The sequence below is a fragment of the Vibrio caribbeanicus ATCC BAA-2122 genome (assembly GCF_000165125.1).
Classification (GTDB): domain Bacteria; phylum Pseudomonadota; class Gammaproteobacteria; order Enterobacterales; family Vibrionaceae; genus Vibrio; species Vibrio caribbeanicus.
In genome coordinates this window covers 1-16,212 of record NZ_AEIU01000115.1, presented here as the reverse complement: position 1 = coordinate 16,212, position 16,212 = coordinate 1, and the positions used below count along the sequence as shown (strand labels likewise).

The window sequence follows — 16,212 nt, the reverse complement described above, 5'->3', positions numbered from 1 at the left end:
CGTGCCTGTATCCAACAAGATACAGGCTTTTTTTTTTGCCGATAAATACGAAGTGGGAGAGAAAAATGCGAGTTTTAAAGTTCGGGGGCTCATCATTAGCAGATGCTGACCGTTTTCTAAGAGCTGCGAACATCATTGCAAATAGTGCGAAACAAGGAGAGGTGTCGGTGGTTTTATCGGCACCAGGTAAAACCACTAACAAGCTGGTAGAAGTTATCGACTCTGCATTAAGACATGAGCCAGTTGAATCTCATCTCTCTAATCTTGAACAGTCACTTCGAGGGTTATTTAACGATATTCGTTCCATTCTGCCAAACATTGAAGTCTCTGGTTTTGAAAACCAAATAGACACTTCTTTTCAGCAACTCCGCCAGTTTGTTGATGGTATTCATTTACTCGGAATGTGTCCTGACAACGTCAACGCGAGAATTATCAGCAAAGGGGAAAGGATATCCGTTCAGTTAATGAAGGCTGTTTTAGAGTCCTATGAACAGCAAACAAACCTCATTGATCCTGTTGAATTTCTTTTCGCAAAAGGGGCGCCGCTTGAGGCCATGGTCGACGTTGAGAGATCAACAGAAAACTTTGCTAAAAACCCTCTCCCTCTAGGACGTATTAATATTATGCCGGGTTTCACAGCAGGCGATGATACAGGACAACTTGTTACCTTGGGACGCAATGGTTCGGATTACTCTGCTGCGGTTTTAGCCGCATGTTTAAGAGCTGATTGTTGTGAAATTTGGACCGACGTTGATGGTGTTTTCAATTGCGATCCCAGATTAGTTGATGATGCGAGACTGCTCAAATCTCTCAGCTACCAAGAGGCGATGGAGCTTTCTTACTTTGGAGCTTCAGTTCTGCATCCGAAAACCATCGCCCCTATTGCTCAGTTCCATATTCCGTGTTTGATAAAAAATAGCTTCAATCCACAAGGCGCAGGAACCTTAATTGGTCAAGACACTGGCGAAGACAAACTGGATATTAAGGGAATTACCACCTTAAGTGATTTGACCATGGTGAATATTTCAGGGCCAGGGATGAAAGGCATGGTGGGAATGGCAAGTCGCGTATTTGGTGCAATGTCTTCCGCTGGTGTATCTATCGTTTTGATCACTCAATCATCATCTGAATACAGCATTAGCTTTTGTATCGAATCTGAGGATAAGAAGCTTGCGCAGCAATCATTAGCTGATTCATTTGAGCTTGAACTAAAAGAAGGGCTTTTAGAGCCCGTCGATTTCATTGATGATGTAGCTATTGTGACTCTTGTCGGTGATGGAATGCGTACCTCTCGCGGAGTTGCGTCCCAATTTTTCGCATCATTGGCTGAAGTTAACGTTAATATCGTAGCTATTGCTCAAGGGTCATCAGAACGAGCAATATCAGCGGTTATACCTGAGAATAAAATCTCTGAAGCCATTAAGGCTTGTCATGAAAACCTATTCAATTCCAAGCATTTTTTAGACGTATTTGTTGTTGGTGTTGGCGGTGTTGGTGGTGCACTTGTTGATCAAATTCAGCGCCAGCAATCAAAACTTGCTGACAAAGGAATTGTTATAAGAGTGTGCGGTTTGGCTAATAGTAAAGGTTTACTTACCGATGCTGAGGGGTTACCTCTCGATAATTGGCGCGACCGTATGGGAGCTGCGAGCGAGGCATTCAGTTTAAATAGCTTATCGTCTCTAGTTCAGCGGAATCACATAATTAATCCAGTGCTCGTTGATTGTACTTCAAGTTCTATGATTGCTGATCAGTATGTTGACTTTCTTGCCGCAGGCTTTCATGTTGTCACACCGAATAAGAAAGCGAACACAGCCAGCATGAATTATTACCACCAGTTGCGTGATATTGCGCGAGGCTCTCGCAGGAAGCTGCTTTATGAAACAACGGTAGGTGCGGGCTTGCCTGTGATAGAAAACCTTCAAAACTTAATCGCTGCAGGTGATGAGCTAGAACGTTTTACCGGAATACTCTCAGGCTCGTTATCTTACATTTTTGGTAAGTTAGATGAAGGGATGACACTCAGTCAGGCTACGTATTTGGCAAAAGGGAATGGCTTTACAGAACCCGATCCAAGAGATGACCTATCGGGAATGGACGTTGCGCGTAAGTTGTTAATTCTTGCCAGGGAAGCAGGTATGGATCTCGAACTCGAGGATGTTGCGGTTGAGAAAGCGTTACCGCCTGGGTTTGATGATTCGGGCAGTGTTGAAGAATTTATGGATCGATTGCCTGAAGCGGATCAGTATTTTAGCCACCTGGTACAACAAGCGGAACAAGAAGGGAAAGTGCTGCGTTATGTCGGTGAAATCAAAGATGGACAGTGTCGAGTTAGCTTAGCAAGTGTCGATGAAAATGATCCTATGTTCAAAATTAAAGATGGTGAGAATGCGTTAGCTTTCTATAGCCGCTATTATCAGCCGATTCCTTTGGTCTTAAGAGGCTATGGAGCAGGAACCGAAGTCACAGCAGCAGGTGTTTTTGCTGACGTGATGCGAACTTTAGGCTGGAAATTAGGAGTATAGTAATATGGAATATGGTAAGGATGTTGCCATATACGCACCAGCATCAATCGGAAATGTCAGCGTCGGTTTTGACGTTCTCGGAGCGGCAGTTTCTCCCATCAATGGTGAGCGGCTAGGAGATCGGGTACTCATCACCATGGGTAATGAACCTTTTTGTTTGAATACGACAGGAAAATTTGTCAGTAAATTACCCCATGAGCCTCAAAAAAATATTGTTTTTGATTGTTGGCAAGTTTTTAGTCGAGAAATGGATAAACGCGGCAAAGAAGTTCTGCCTGTTGAATTGACTCTTGAGAAGAATATGCCGATCGGATCGGGGTTAGGGTCGAGTGCGTGCTCGATTGTTGCAGCACTGGATGCGCTCAATCAATTCCATGGCCAAGCGTTGGACGAGACGACATTGTTAAAGCTAATGGGAGAGATGGAAGGCAAAATTTCTGGCAGTACTCATTATGATAATGTGGCACCTTGCTATTTGGGCGGTGTGCAATTAATGGTTGAAGAAAGAGGCATTATCAGTCAATCGGTACCCAGCTTTAAACAGTGGTATTGGGTCATGGCCTTTCCTGGTATTAAAGTGTCTACAGCTGAAGCACGGGATATTTTACCCTCTCAGTACCGTCGTCAAGATATCATAGCTCATGGACGTCACTTGGCTGGTTTTATCCATGCTTGTCATACTAATCAACCTGATTTGGCGGCAGATATGATAAAAGACGTTGTTGCTGAGCCCTACCGAGAGCGGTTACTGCCAGGGTTTGCACAAGCGAGGGAATACGCTAATAAAGCAGGTGCTTTGGTTACTGGTATTTCTGGAAGTGGACCAACACTATTTAGTATTTGTGATGATCTGGACGTCGCTAATCGGGTTGCCGTTTGGCTTGAGAAAAATTATGTCAAAAATGCAGAAGGTTTTGTGCATGTTTGTCAACTGAATGAGCAAGGCTCAATGAGAACAGGAAGTGAGTTATGAAGCTGTACAATATCAAAGAAAATGAAGAGCAGGTCTCATTTGGCCAAGCTGTTCGTCAAGGGTTAGGACGAAATCAAGGGCTCTTTTTTCCACAACAATTACCTGAACTCGGCGATATCGATGATTTATTGTCTGAAGATTTTGTAACTCGAAGTACCAAGATCTTATCTGCACTTATTGGTGATGAATTACCAAAAGAAAAAGTCCACTCCATGGTGGATGCCGCATTTAAATTTCCAGCGGTGATCAAAGAAGTTAAACCAAATTGTTATGCGCTTGAGTTATTCCATGGTCCAACGCTTGCTTTTAAAGACTTCGGTGGTCGTTTTATGGCCCAGTCTCTTGCTGCTGTGTCTGAAGGTGGAAAAACAACCATATTAACCGCAACATCTGGAGATACGGGGGCCGCCGTCGCTCATGCATTCTATGGTATGAAAGACATAAACGTTGTCATCTTGTATCCTAAAGGAAAAATTAGCCCGTTGCAGGAAAAGCTTTTTTGTACTTTGGGCGGCAACATCCATACCGTTGCAATCAATGGTGATTTCGATGCCTGTCAAGCTTTGGTTAAGCAAGCTTTTGACGATCATGAACTACGTACCGAGATAGGATTAAACTCGGCAAACTCAATTAATATCAGCCGTTTGATGGCTCAAATCTGCTATTACTTTGAGGCTGTATCTCAGTTGAATAAACAAGAACGTGAAAATTTAGTTATCTCAGTACCAAGCGGTAATTTTGGCAACCTCACTGCGGGACTGCTCGCAAAGGCTATGGGGCTTCCTGTTAAGCGCTTTATCGCCGCTACGAATACCAACGATACCGTACCGAGATACTTAGAAACTGGCGTGTGGGATCCAAAACCTACTGTTGCGACGACATCTAATGCAATGGATGTCTGTCAACCCAATAATTGGCCGAGGATAGAGGAATTGTGTCAACGCAAAGGTTGGGGGCTTTCCACCTTAGGACGAGGAGCCGTTAGTGACCAGCAAAGCGCGAATTCGGTGCAAGAGCTTTATGATTTAGGATACCTTTGTGAACCACATGGTGCTATTGCCTACCAAGTATTGCAACAACAGCTTGAGCCCGGTGAAACGGGGGTGTTCTTATGCACCGCTCATCCTGCCAAGTTTAAAGAAGTCGTGGATGATATCCTTAACTGTGATGTTGAGTTGCCAGGACCATTAGCTAAGCATTCTGTTATGCCGTTGCTTTCTGAAGAGTTGGATAACGACTTCGTGGCCTTAAAACAGGTTTTAAGACGAGTTCAAGGCTAAAGAAAAAGCATTAAAGCGCTGGAAACGAAGAATACTTTTGGCGCTTATTTGCTTTACTCAGAACTACTTAGCATCACTAGACTCACTGAGTCGATGTCGCTTATTTTTTAGAGAACTTGAACGATTCAAAGCTAACGGTGAAGAGCAAAAGTTGGCAGAGATAGGTGCCATTTGATTGCCCCTAATCGAATAATGAGAGTGGAGAGTATGCCAGCTAACAGTGCGCTATCTTTATTCATATCTGTTTCTAGTGCGATAGTTTGAATGACACCTCCAACTATGCATGCTGTTGCGTATATTTCGCTCCTTAAGATCATAGGGATCTCTCTCGCTAATACATCTCTGATGATGCCTCCACCACATCCCGTTATGACGCCCATGATTACCGCAATCATAGGTGAGCTTTGGTGTTGAAGTGCTTTATCAACGCCAATACCAACAAAAACGGCCAAACCGATCGCATCGCACACGGGTAAAACCCACCAAGCCAGACGTTTAGGTCTTCTAACTACGATGATGGTGAGCAAGCAAGTAATCAAAATAATGCTAATATACAAAGTATCTTTTACCCAAAAAACGGGTGTTGCACCGAGCGCCATATCTCTGATAGTCCCGCCGCCAATTGCAGTGACGCTAGCCAAAACAATGACACCAAAGGGGTCCATTTTTAATCGACCTGCGAGTAAAACACCGGAGATAGCAAAAACAGCAGTACCAAATAGGTCGATAAAATAAAGCAGGGTAGATTCCATAACCAGCCTGTTGTCAGTCAAACATATTGATATAAGAACAACTAAGATTGTACGAGATCTCAGTTGGCGCTGTTAAGTTTTTTGTTGTATCGAGGAAAAATAGTGGCAAATTTGTTCAATTGATGTGATCACTCTGGGAGTGGGGCGAGAGAGTATGTTGCTATCTAACGGCAACACTTGTTGCCGTTTTATCGCCTCGATATGATTGCCCCATTGCTGCCAAACTTCGGCCTGTCCCGGAGATTGTTTGGAGGTAAAAATGACCTCAGGGTTACGTACTATAATTTGTTCAACACTTACTTGAGGGTAAGGGGCGCCAGCATCTGAAAAAATATTTTCTCCACCACAAAAGCTAAATATTTCGCTGGGCCATTTACCTTGAGACACCGTCATTAACGGTGTCGAGCTAAGCTGATAAAAATAGCGAACTTGATGTTGCTTTTGGTACTTGGCTTTTATTGTTATCAGTTGTTTTTTAAAGTTTTGCGCCGCTTTATAGCCTATTTGTGGGAATTCTGAGTAGGTACTTAATTTTTCAATATCTAGGGCGATGTCTTCGAGGGTTTGGGGATCGGAATAAAAAAGATGAATACCAAACTGCTTCAATTTTTCAATGTCTTTCGGCGAATTTCCTGACCGCCATACAATCACTAAATCGGGTTGCAGCTCCAGGATACGTTCAACCTTAATACCCTGATAGTTAGCAACTCTTTCAAGTTTTTTTGCTTGTGGGGGGTAATCGCTGTAATCACTGACAGCAACGAGCTTGTCGCCTAGTCCAGCGGCATAAGCCAACTCAGTGGTATGAGGAGCTAGGCTTATCACACGTTCAGCTTTTGCGATGCAAATACTCGGAGCAATGAGAAAAAAAAGTACCAAAAATCTTCTCATAAACCTTGATAGACTAACCCCATAATAATGCTCTGGGCCAGAACCCACAGATAACACTTTTGTTTTAACAATTGGTGGACTTGGGCAACATGAATCGCTGAGGGAGCGATACGCCCCCCAACTTTAGTCCGTATAGATTTATGTCGATCATAAATGGCGGGGCCCCCTAAAGATAATTGTAACTTAGCACCAACGGATACCATCAGCCACGCAGGTCCGGGAAGAGGCCAAGAGCTAGCCTGCAATTTAATTAATTGTATCGTTGCTAAGGCTCGTTGACCTGATGTGATCAAAAGAGCAAATAAGCGCATTGGTACAAGCTCGATTAATGCAACAGTTCGTGTTGCCATTTGACCAAATGAAGAATATTGCTTGCGTGAGGGAGACCAAGCTCTTGATAGCTCGACCGCCATGCGATAAAGAAAAGCCCCCACACCCCCGGTTAAGCCATACCAAAACAATACACAAACTAAGTTTCGTCCATAAGACATGATAAGAGTTTCTGATCCCGCTTTGCCTAACCCAACCATGGAGAGTGAAGCGGTTGAGCGATTAATGAGTGGTTGGATGAGGATTTTTCCGTGCGTTTTGTCCTCTCTTGCAAGTGTTGTGACAAAGTCTTTACCAAATCTGTCGGTGTTGCGCCAGTCGAGCGCAAATACAAGTAGAGTTAGCTCAAATACTTCCTGATACCACGCAAGGTTACCAAGCGAAATTGCAACCACAAACAAAGGTAACATCATCAATAGCCAAGCTAATGAACCTGATAGTATTGCTTGAGAAGCAACTGTGCTGGTGTTGACCTTGTTTGAAAGTTGTATGGCAAACTTACGCCAAATCGTTGTAGGATGAAATTCACGAGATAGGGGTAATATGCGATGGACTAAGAGCCCAGCCCAGAGAATAAGCAAGGCTCCATTTGAGTAAAAATCGTTGAAAAGTCCTTCCATGGTAGATAACGACTTATTTGAGCAAATCTATCATTTTTATCACCATTTCAGAGGAGCTTTTCGCCGCTAGTGGTAAAAACTCTTCGAAGCTCATCGGTGATTCCTTATCAGCAACATCTGAAATAGCACGTACCACGACAAATGGGGTATTAAATTGATGACAAGTCTGTGCAATGGCTGATGCTTCCATTTCAACTGCAATTACAGAAGGAAAGTGCTGACGAATGAAAGCTTGGCGCTCTGCACTACATACGAAGGCGTCACCTGTACAAATAAGACCACGAACAGCATGTTTTCCTTGCATATGAGTTAGGGCTTTTTCTGCGACATCCATTAAATTTTCATCAGCTATAAAGGCTGCAGGTTGTTGTGCCATTTGGCCCATCTCGTAGCCAAAAGCAGTGACATCGGCATCATGATGACGAACTTCCGTTGAAATAACCACATCTCCGAGTGAAAGGCTGGAGTCAAAACCGCCCGCGGAGCCTGTATTAATAACCATATCGACATTATATTCACTTAAAAGAATGGTGGTTCCAATCGCTGCAGCCACTTTTCCAATACCAGACTGGAGCAATACAACGTCGACATCATTTAGTGTTCCTGAGAAGAAAGTACAACCAGCTTTAGAGGCTTTTTGACAGTTTTGAAGAGATTGTTGCAGAATCAATACTTCTTGTTCCATTGCGCCTATGATGCCAATCTTCATGTATGTTCCTCTGGTATTTTAATTTTAAGATAATTAAGAGATTGAGTTTAACAGAATTAGCAGGGATTAGAATATGATGTCGAAGAAAAGGAGACTTAGAGAAGTCTTGCTTAATACATAGTCTTAACATATAATCCGCCGCTCTCGCGTTGGCTGAATCAGAGATTGGCTGACGCAATGTTTAACTTACTCTTAATTAGGAGAGAATTATGTCTCTGAATGCAGAAACTAAAGCAACAATCGTTGCAGAATACGCTCAGTCTGAAGGCGATACTGGTTCACCAGAAGTTCAAGTAGCTCTACTTACTGCTTCTATCAACCACCTACAAGGCCACTTTAAGGCACATAAAGGTGATCACCACAGCCGTCGCGGTCTGCTACGCATGGTTTCTCGCCGTCGTAAGCTTCTTGACTACTTGAAAGGCAAAAACCTTTCTCGTTACCAAGACCTAATCAAGCGTCTAGGCCTACGTCGCTAATCAGCGTTCGCATAGAATAGTTTGTCAAAAAAGGGGCTTTCGCCCCTTTTTTGTTGTCGATACTTAGCAAAACGTATCTAATCTCGCTATACTATGCTCGCTCCCGTTCGGAGGAAGACTCCAACGGTAGTCCAATTAAGAACTTACTGCATTACAGTCAACTAAGTCGGCCAAAAGGTCGCGACTATTAAAAGTGAACTTTATTAAGTTTCTTTTTACTAGTCGCGATTTGTAATGCCTTGAGTATTCATTAAGCTTTTTCTGGCTTGCTTTTGTTCGCTAGCCAGACACAAGGAATTATAATGTTCGAAAAACCAGTAGTTAAAACATTTCAATATGGTAACCATACCGTCACTCTAGAAACTGGCGTCATTGCTCGTCAAGCAACCGCTGCAGTTATGGTTACTATGGACGATACAGCCGTATTCGTTTCTGTCGTTGGTAAAAAAGAGGCGGTAGAAGGCCAAGACTTTTTCCCATTAACAGTAAACTACCAAGAGCGTACTTACGCGGCAGGTAAAATCCCCGGTGGTTTCTTCAAACGTGAAGGTCGCCCTTCTGAGGGTGAAACGTTAACAGCTCGTCTAATTGACCGCCCAATTCGTCCTCTATTTCCAGATGCATTCAAAAATGAAGTTCAGGTTATCGCTACTGTTGTGTCTGTAAACCCAGATGTGCAACCAGATATCCCAACAATGATTGGTACTTCAGCAGCACTTGCTATCTCTGGTATTCCGTTTAACGGCCCTATTGGTGCTGCGCGCGTTGGTCATATTGATGGTCAGTTAGTTCTTAACCCAAGCAATACTGAGCTAGAGTCATCTAAGCTTGATCTTGTTGTTGCGGGTACTGATTCTGCAGTATTAATGGTTGAGTCAGAAGCTGACAATCTAACTGAAGAAGAAATGCTATCAGCAGTTGTGTTCGGTCACGATCAACAACAAGTTGTAATCAATGCGATCAATGAATTTAAAGCTGAAGTCGCAACTCCTGCTTGGGACTGGGTAGCACCTGAAGAGAATACTGCGCTTGTGACTAAGATTGCTGAGCTTGCAGAAACAAAATTAGTTGAAGCTTACCAAATTACTGAGAAGATGGCCCGTTACGACCGTATCCACGAGATCGCTGGAGAAGTGAACGAGGCGCTACTTGCTGAAAATCCAGAAGCAAACACTAAAGAAATCCATACTATCTTCCATGACTTAGAGAAGACAGTTGTACGTCGCAGTATCATCGCCGGTAACCCACGTATCGATGGTCGTGAAAAAGACATGGTTCGTGCGTTGGATGTACGTACTGGTGTTCTTCCTCGTACTCATGGTTCTTCACTATTTACTCGTGGTGAAACTCAGGCTCTAGTGACAGCAACTCTCGGTACACAACGCGATGCTCAAATCATTGATGAGCTCACTGGTGAAAAGAAAGATCACTTCCTTCTTCACTATAACTTCCCTCCATACTGTGTAGGTGAAACGGGTTTTGTCGGCTCTCCAAAACGTCGTGAGATCGGCCACGGGAAACTGGCAAAACGTGGTATTCAAGCCATCATGCCTTCTGTAGACGAGTTCCCATACACTGTACGTGTCGTATCAGAAATCACTGAATCTAATGGCTCATCTTCAATGGCTTCTGTATGTGGTACATCTCTCGCTCTTATGGATGCGGGTGTGCCAATCAAGTCTTCTGTTGCGGGTATAGCGATGGGGCTTGTGAAAGAAGGTGACGATTTCGTTGTTCTTTCTGATATCCTTGGTGACGAAGATCACTTGGGTGACATGGACTTTAAAGTAGCAGGTACGAATACTGGTATCACCGCACTTCAGATGGATATCAAGATCGAAGGTATCACAAAAGAGATCATGCAGATTGCGCTAAATCAGGCTCAAGGTGCACGTAAGCACATTCTATCAGTGATGGATGAGGCTATCTCAGGTGCTCGTGAAGATATCTCTGAATTTGCACCACGTATTCATATGATGAAGATCAGTGCAGAAAAGATCAAAGATGTTATTGGTAAAGGCGGTGCTGTTATCCGTGCTCTAACAGAAGAAACGGGCACAACAATTGAAATCGAAGACGACGGTACAATCAAAATTGCAGCAACTGAAGGTGCTGCAGCGAAAGAAGCGATCCGTCGTATCGAAGAGATCACGGCTGAAGTTGAAGTAGGCCGTATATACACAGGTAAAGTTGCTCGCTTAGCAGACTTTGGTGCGTTTGTTACCATTCTCCCTGGTAAAGATGGTTTGGTGCATATTTCTCAAATCGCTGAAAAACGTGTTGAGAAAGTCTCTGATTATCTGAGTGAAGGCCAAGAAGTCCAAGTAAAAGTTCTTGAAATTGACCGTCAAGGTCGTGTTCGTTTGAGCATGAAAGAAGCGGTAGAAAAGACTGAAGAGACTTCTGAAGTAGAAAAACCAGCTTCTTAGGTGTCTGAACTCATTACCTAATGGGCTAAATTCATGGTATAAAAGGGAGCACTTCGCTCCCTTTTTTGATATCAAAATAAGAGCGAAAATTATTTTGTGATAGGAGTCTTTACTTGTGAAATGCCTTAAGACCGTGTCAATTTTTTTGATGCTATTTCTGATGGTAGGATGTGCCCGCCATTCCTATTTTCCAATGGCAGAACCTCTGCAAGCAAGCTTCGAGAACCAAGTTCAAATAGCGCATTTATCTAAGCTATTGCAAAGAGACGATCTATCTGATGATTTGCGATCCAAAATGTTATCTGAAAGGGGACAAAGCTTTGATCGCGTCGGTCTCCGAGATCTTGCTCGTTTAGACTATAATCAGTCGTTATTACTCAATCCTGTTCAATCTTCTCTCTATAATTTGCTCGGTGTTTACTATACACAAATTGCCGAATTTGACGCGGCTTATGATGCGTTTAATTCTGCATTAGAGCTTGAACCAGACAATACTGATGCAGAGCGTAATCGGGCAATTGCTTTGTATTATGGTGATCGCTTTCAGCTTGCTTTAGAGAGTATTCAAACCTACTACTCGCGAGATACTTCCGATCCTTTGCGTCAGCTATGGCTCTACCTTATCGAATATGAGGTCAACCCTGAAAAAGCACGTAGTGATTTAGAGAGTGCCTACCTAAAAAAAGATGGCCGTTGGGCATGGACGTTAGTGGGGATAACATTAGGTGAGATCCCACAAAATGATGGATTGATATTGATTCAAGCAGGGGTTGAAGACAATGTTCATCTAGCGCAAAGATTAACTGAGACATACTTTTACTTGGGTAAGCGATATCAAATACAAGGTAATATGGCACGTGCAGTGGCTTGTTTTAAGCTAGCTCTTTCATTTAACGTCTACGATTATATTGAAAATCGATATGCGTATCTTGAATTGATAAAAGTCTATGAGGGAAGTATGGAGCAGTTATGAACTCGAACCGCAATAGGGTGACTTGTTGTGGTCTTTTGTATATTGGAATAAATGTCGTTGGCGGTTGGGCAGCACTTTATTTATTGTTTTCGGGGTAGTTGGAGGTATGGGTAGGTTTTTTGCCAATGGGTAATGAGATTACTTGAGTTTCGATTTTTTAATAATATTATGGCGGTAGTTTTCAGCGAACAATTCTTCGACTTCGTGCTTAGGTTGGGGACGGTAAAAATGAAAGCCTTGAATAGCGTGGCAGCGCAGGTTTGATAGTAATGCAGCTTGCTTTTGGTTTTCTACCCCCTCAGCCACGACAGTAAGCTCCAATGAACGACCTAGGTTAATAATATTTTCTATAACAGTAATTTGCTTCGGAAGGGTACCAATACCAGAGATAAAAGCTCGATCAATTTTCAGCTCATCAATAGGGAAGCGAGCTAAGTATGCAAGCGATGAGTAACCCGTACCAAAGTCATCAATCGAGAGCCAGAAGCCCAACCTTTTAATCGCGTTTAGCATTTGTAAGGTATGCTCACTATCACTCATTACAGCACTTTCGGTCAATTCAAAAGTTATTGAGCTTGGATCAAGGCCTGTTGTACGTAACAATTTTTCCAGATAGTCGATAAGCTTTCGATTACCAAACTGTTCGGGTGATATATTAATAGCAACTCTACCAGGCAGAATACCCTGTGACTTCCACTGCTTTACCGTTGCGAATACATCGCGCATAACGACTCGTCCAAGTTGTTCAATTAACCCCGCTTTTTCAGCAACCGGTATAAAAGAGCTTGGGCTAATATAGCCTTCCACCGGGTGTTTCCATCTCACCAGGGCCTCTGCACCACAAATACTGAAACTTTGTGCATTAACTTTAGGTTGATACCAGACTTCTAGACCATTTTGCTGCAATGCTTTTTGTAGTTCAATCTCTAACCATAGCCGCATACGAGCTTCTTTATTCATTTGGTCATTGAATTTAATCAGTCTGTTGCGTCCACGATCTTTGGCTTCATACATTGCAGTATCAGCATTTTGTAATAGTACTCTAGCATCCTTACCATCGTTAGGTGATTCGACACTCCCGATAGAGCAAGCTAAGCGTTTACTAAAGTGGTGAAGGTCAAAGGGTTGATTGATAACAGAAATAATACGTTCTGAAAGTAAATCTGTAACTTGTTTACTTTCAGGGTTGGGTAGAATTACACCAAATTCATCGCCACCTAAATGACCTATTGTTGTTTCATTGGGTAGTAATCGCTTGAGCCTAAGCGCGACCTCTCTTAATACCTTATCGCCAATATGATGACCAAGAGAGTCATTTATATTCTTAAAGTTATCGATATCCAGATAGAGTAAAACCAGTGGAGTTAAGCTTTTTAAGTGTTGCTCAAGCTTTTTAGTAAAAACGAACCGATTATCGAGTTTGGTGAGAGAATCGATGTGTAAATCTTCATGCTTCGTTTGTGCTGATATTTGTTCAGTATGGTTGACTGACTTTAAGATAACGACTTTCGACGGGCTGCCTAGGATAGTTGTGGCTTGTCCTGTCAATTCAACTTTTCTTTTGACACCACAAAATGAACTTGTGTAGCAATGTTTAGGTTCGAGGTTAAGCTGAGTTGAAAAATTGGTTTCATCACCTTGATAACCCGAAAAAAAACGGGATAAATTTTCTCCAAGTAATTGATGGGGGGAATCAAAGCCAAGTATCGAGCGCGCCTGTTCATTGACGGAAAGAATACATTCATTTGCAACAAGTATAACGCCCTCTGAGATGAGTGACGACAATATTGAAAGTCTTTGCTCAGACTCTTGTAAAGAGAGATAAAGGGAATAGTTTTCTGAGGTGTCCATGGCTTGGACCGCAATGGAGCAAATTTTTCCCTCACTTTCTATTGGAGAAACTGACAGATGCAGACTTGTTCCTAATCTGGGGTCTAAAGTAATACTCTCCTCTGTTGCTTCTCCTTGAAAAGCGCGTTGGTACAATGGCTCAACTTTCTGGTAGAAGTTTTCACCCATCACTTGGGTGTCGTTCATACCAATGAGTTCACTGATAGGAGTCTGTACAACATCACTGTAACGTTGATTGACCAAAATATAGCGGTGCTGATCGTCTAGAATAGCAAAAAAGAATGGGCAGTTTGCTGTAACCTTAGTAAACCAGTGTTTTGTTTGCTGCGATAGTATCAAGTTTCTTCGACTCTCAGTTGAGTAAGTCATGTATAAGATAATTTAATAAGTAATGATGACACTATAACTTTCATTATGACGACTTTAAAGCATCAAGTATAGAACAATAGCTACCTTGTAACTTATAGGAATCATTACGGAATTACTTACCCTTCTCCAAATTTACAAAGTAACGGATAAGCTCATAGATTAACAAGAACCTGATAAAACTAGTTTAGATATAGAATCATTTTTGAGATCCCCACTCCACTTATCATCAAGAACGGACGAAAAATATTCTGGTGATTCATAACTGTCATTAAATGTGGTGCCTTAAATGTGGCGCCCTTTGATACGTAATTCAGTGAATATAACGAAGACATAAATCGAACTCTCTTGTTCTCTTGCATGCGATCACGTAATGTTGCGAAAAGAATGAGACTTGAGTGACCTACAGAGGAGGCCGTGAGGGGGAGCTTATCTTGCAGATATGACGATATTTTAAATTTAAAAATCGATAATAAAGTCTGCCAAGTTATGACAATGCTTTCTTTAGATGGGTTTCAAAGTTCAAACCTTTTGTAAAGCATCCTGAAAATAACTCGCGGTCCCGCGGTGTTATTTTCCTTGAGTTCAAGTTCGTATAAGGTCTCTCAATCCTGCATTTTAATGTTGCTTGAGTGTGTGCTCACAAGACAAATAAAGAGATAAATTATGCTTATCAGAACGGAAGCTCCGTCAGACATATTGGCTATCGATGACCTACTCAGAGAGGTAAGTTCAGGATCGATCGTTGCAGAACGAGTGATGAAATTGAGAGAGAATGGCCAGAGAACGTTAGCTATTGTTGCATGCGATGACTTTGGTAAAGTGATTGGTTTTGTGATGTTTTCACCCGTTACTCTAAATGATGAGGAGGTAAATTGGCAGGCATTATCATCACTTTACCTCACTCCTTCATATCGACAACGTGGTATTGCGAGACAAATGGTTGAAGAAGGACTTACTTCGCTTTCAGAGCTTGGCTATCCAGCATGTGTCGTCATTGGTGATACTGAATACTTCTCTCGTTTTGGTTTTAAGAATAATGAGTTATTTTCTACACTATCTGATCCGCTTTTGATTGTTGAGTTAGAAGAAAATGTGTGTCGTGATAAGAAAGGAATTATCCGATATGGCGTCGAGTTTTCAGAGAGTTAATTAGGTAAGGGAAACATTTGGGTGAAAAACAACAGATTCGACTCTTTTTTGAGCGCTTGAGCGGTAAAGGCTCATTTTTTGTAAAAATCTACTTGTCAGCATCAGTGTGTTTCGTTAGTATTGCTCCGCCTTCAACGAAGGAGGTCGCTAGCCTTGTTCAAAGTCAATGTAGATTTTAGAGCGGCGCTGGCTCAACAATTTGGAACATAGGTGGAAATTATGTTTAATGTTCTACTTGTGATTTACCTGTTGGCAGCGGTTGGTGTAATCGGCTTGGTGCTGATTCAACAAGGTAAAGGCGCAGATATGGGAGCCTCATTCGGTGCTGGCGCATCAAACACAGTGTTTGGCGCAAGCGGCTCTGGTAATTTTTTAACCCGAATGACTGCAGTTTTTGCAACCGTATTTTTTGTTATTAGTTTGGCGTTAGGTAACATGTCAACGCATAAGTCTGATGCTCAAGGAGTTGACGTTTCTCAAGGTCAATTCATTGAAAAAACTAAAAACAATGGTGAATCAAGTCAATCTTCAAATAGTGACGAGATTCCACAATAACAAGTTCTAGCTAAGATAGAATTTACTGCCGAGATGGTGAAATTGGTAGACACGCTAGCATGAGGTGCTAGTGCCTTTGGTGTGAGGGTTCGAGTCCCTCTCTCGGCACCATGTTTACAAACTTGTAAAACACTTGAGAGAGCGTATAATGCTCGCAAGTCGGACGCGGGGTGGAGCAGCTTGGTAGCTCGTCGGGCTCATAACCCGAAGGTCGTCGGTTCAAATCCGGCCCCCGCAACCAAACAAGTTTGCACAGTGTAGTTTTTACTATGTTGTGGGTTGGGCAAGATATCTTGTCTAACATATCAGGGTCCAGCAACAAAAACA

At 42.5% G+C, this 16,212-nt stretch carries 13 protein-coding genes and 2 tRNA genes; 10 read left to right on the top strand and 5 right to left on the bottom strand.

Annotation, left to right across the window (positions count from 1 at the left end; translation table 11 throughout):
• Nucleotides 1-65 precede the first annotated feature (65 nt).
• Genes thrA through thrC form a run of 3 tightly spaced genes read left to right on the top strand, consistent with a single transcriptional unit; the run spans nucleotide 66 to nucleotide 4,778 of the window.
• On the top strand, nucleotides 66-2,525 hold the full coding sequence (gene thrA / locus RH40_RS19145) for a bifunctional aspartate kinase/homoserine dehydrogenase I (RefSeq protein WP_009603358.1): 2,460 nt from the start codon (nucleotides 66-68) through the stop codon (nucleotides 2,523-2,525).
• Nucleotides 2,526-2,529: 4 nt separating this feature from the next.
• Nucleotides 2,530-3,498, top strand: a complete 969-nt coding sequence (gene thrB, locus RH40_RS19140; protein WP_009603357.1) for a homoserine kinase — start codon at nucleotides 2,530-2,532, stop codon at nucleotides 3,496-3,498.
• Complete coding sequence (gene thrC / locus RH40_RS19135; RefSeq protein ID WP_009603356.1) at nucleotides 3,495-4,778, top strand: threonine synthase; 1,284 nt, start codon at nucleotides 3,495-3,497, stop codon at nucleotides 4,776-4,778. Before thrB ends, thrC begins: the two co-directional genes overlap by 4 nt.
• A 131-nt stretch (nucleotides 4,779-4,909) precedes the next feature.
• On the opposite strand, the gene RH40_RS19130 is transcribed toward thrC, so the two are convergent.
• The 4 genes from RH40_RS19130 to mtnN form a co-directional block, all read right to left on the bottom strand.
• Nucleotides 4,910-5,530, bottom strand: coding sequence for a TRIC cation channel family protein (locus RH40_RS19130; protein WP_009603355.1), 621 nt, complete (start codon nucleotides 5,528-5,530; stop codon nucleotides 4,910-4,912).
• Nucleotides 5,531-5,602: 72 nt separating this feature from the next.
• Nucleotides 5,603-6,421, bottom strand: a complete 819-nt coding sequence (btuF, locus tag RH40_RS19125) for a vitamin B12 ABC transporter substrate-binding protein BtuF (protein WP_009603354.1) — start codon at nucleotides 6,419-6,421, stop codon at nucleotides 5,603-5,605.
• Nucleotides 6,418-7,371 carry a cobalamin biosynthesis family protein gene (locus tag RH40_RS19120; RefSeq protein WP_009603352.1) on the bottom strand — a complete coding sequence of 318 codons (954 nt, stop codon included), beginning with the start codon at nucleotides 7,369-7,371 and terminating at the stop codon, nucleotides 6,418-6,420. Before RH40_RS19120 ends, btuF begins: the two co-directional genes overlap by 4 nt.
• Before the next feature lie 13 nt (nucleotides 7,372-7,384).
• Nucleotides 7,385-8,080, bottom strand: coding sequence for a 5'-methylthioadenosine/S-adenosylhomocysteine nucleosidase (gene mtnN / locus RH40_RS19115; RefSeq protein ID WP_009603350.1), 696 nt, complete (start codon nucleotides 8,078-8,080; stop codon nucleotides 7,385-7,387).
• 209 nt (nucleotides 8,081-8,289) lie between these two features.
• On the opposite strand from mtnN, the gene rpsO reads away from it, so the two are divergent.
• From rpsO to nlpI, 3 genes are all read left to right on the top strand, one after another.
• Nucleotides 8,290-8,559, top strand: a complete 270-nt coding sequence (gene rpsO, locus RH40_RS19110) for a 30S ribosomal protein S15 (protein ID WP_009603348.1) — start codon at nucleotides 8,290-8,292, stop codon at nucleotides 8,557-8,559.
• Nucleotides 8,560-8,861: 302 nt separating this feature from the next.
• Nucleotides 8,862-10,988, top strand: coding sequence for a polyribonucleotide nucleotidyltransferase (gene pnp / locus RH40_RS19105; RefSeq protein WP_009603347.1), 2,127 nt, complete (start codon nucleotides 8,862-8,864; stop codon nucleotides 10,986-10,988).
• 115 nt (nucleotides 10,989-11,103) lie between these two features.
• The gene (gene nlpI, locus RH40_RS19100) at nucleotides 11,104-11,961 is read left to right on the top strand and encodes a lipoprotein NlpI (RefSeq protein ID WP_009603346.1); all 858 of its coding nucleotides are present in this window, start codon (nucleotides 11,104-11,106) and stop codon (nucleotides 11,959-11,961) included.
• A gap of 138 nt (nucleotides 11,962-12,099) precedes the next feature.
• Here nlpI and RH40_RS19095 read toward each other — a convergent pair whose 3' ends face one another.
• Nucleotides 12,100-14,181, bottom strand: a complete 2,082-nt coding sequence (locus RH40_RS19095; RefSeq protein ID WP_009603345.1) for an EAL domain-containing protein — start codon at nucleotides 14,179-14,181, stop codon at nucleotides 12,100-12,102.
• Between the two features lie 663 nt (nucleotides 14,182-14,844).
• Between RH40_RS19095 and RH40_RS19090 the strand changes: the two genes are divergently transcribed.
• The 4 genes from RH40_RS19090 (at nucleotide 14,845) to RH40_RS19075 (ending at nucleotide 16,126) form a co-directional block, all read left to right on the top strand.
• A complete protein-coding gene (locus RH40_RS19090) occupies nucleotides 14,845-15,330 on the top strand; it encodes a GNAT family N-acetyltransferase (protein ID WP_009603344.1) in 486 nt (161 codons plus the stop codon).
• Between the two features lie 219 nt (nucleotides 15,331-15,549).
• The gene (secG, locus tag RH40_RS19085; protein WP_009603343.1) at nucleotides 15,550-15,885 is read left to right on the top strand and encodes a preprotein translocase subunit SecG; all 336 of its coding nucleotides are present in this window, start codon (nucleotides 15,550-15,552) and stop codon (nucleotides 15,883-15,885) included.
• Nucleotides 15,886-15,912: 27 nt separating this feature from the next.
• A tRNA-Leu gene (locus tag RH40_RS19080) sits at nucleotides 15,913-15,996 on the top strand.
• A 53-nt stretch (nucleotides 15,997-16,049) separates the two neighbouring features.
• Nucleotides 16,050-16,126 (top strand) — tRNA-Met (locus RH40_RS19075).
• Nucleotides 16,127-16,212 lie beyond the last annotated feature (86 nt).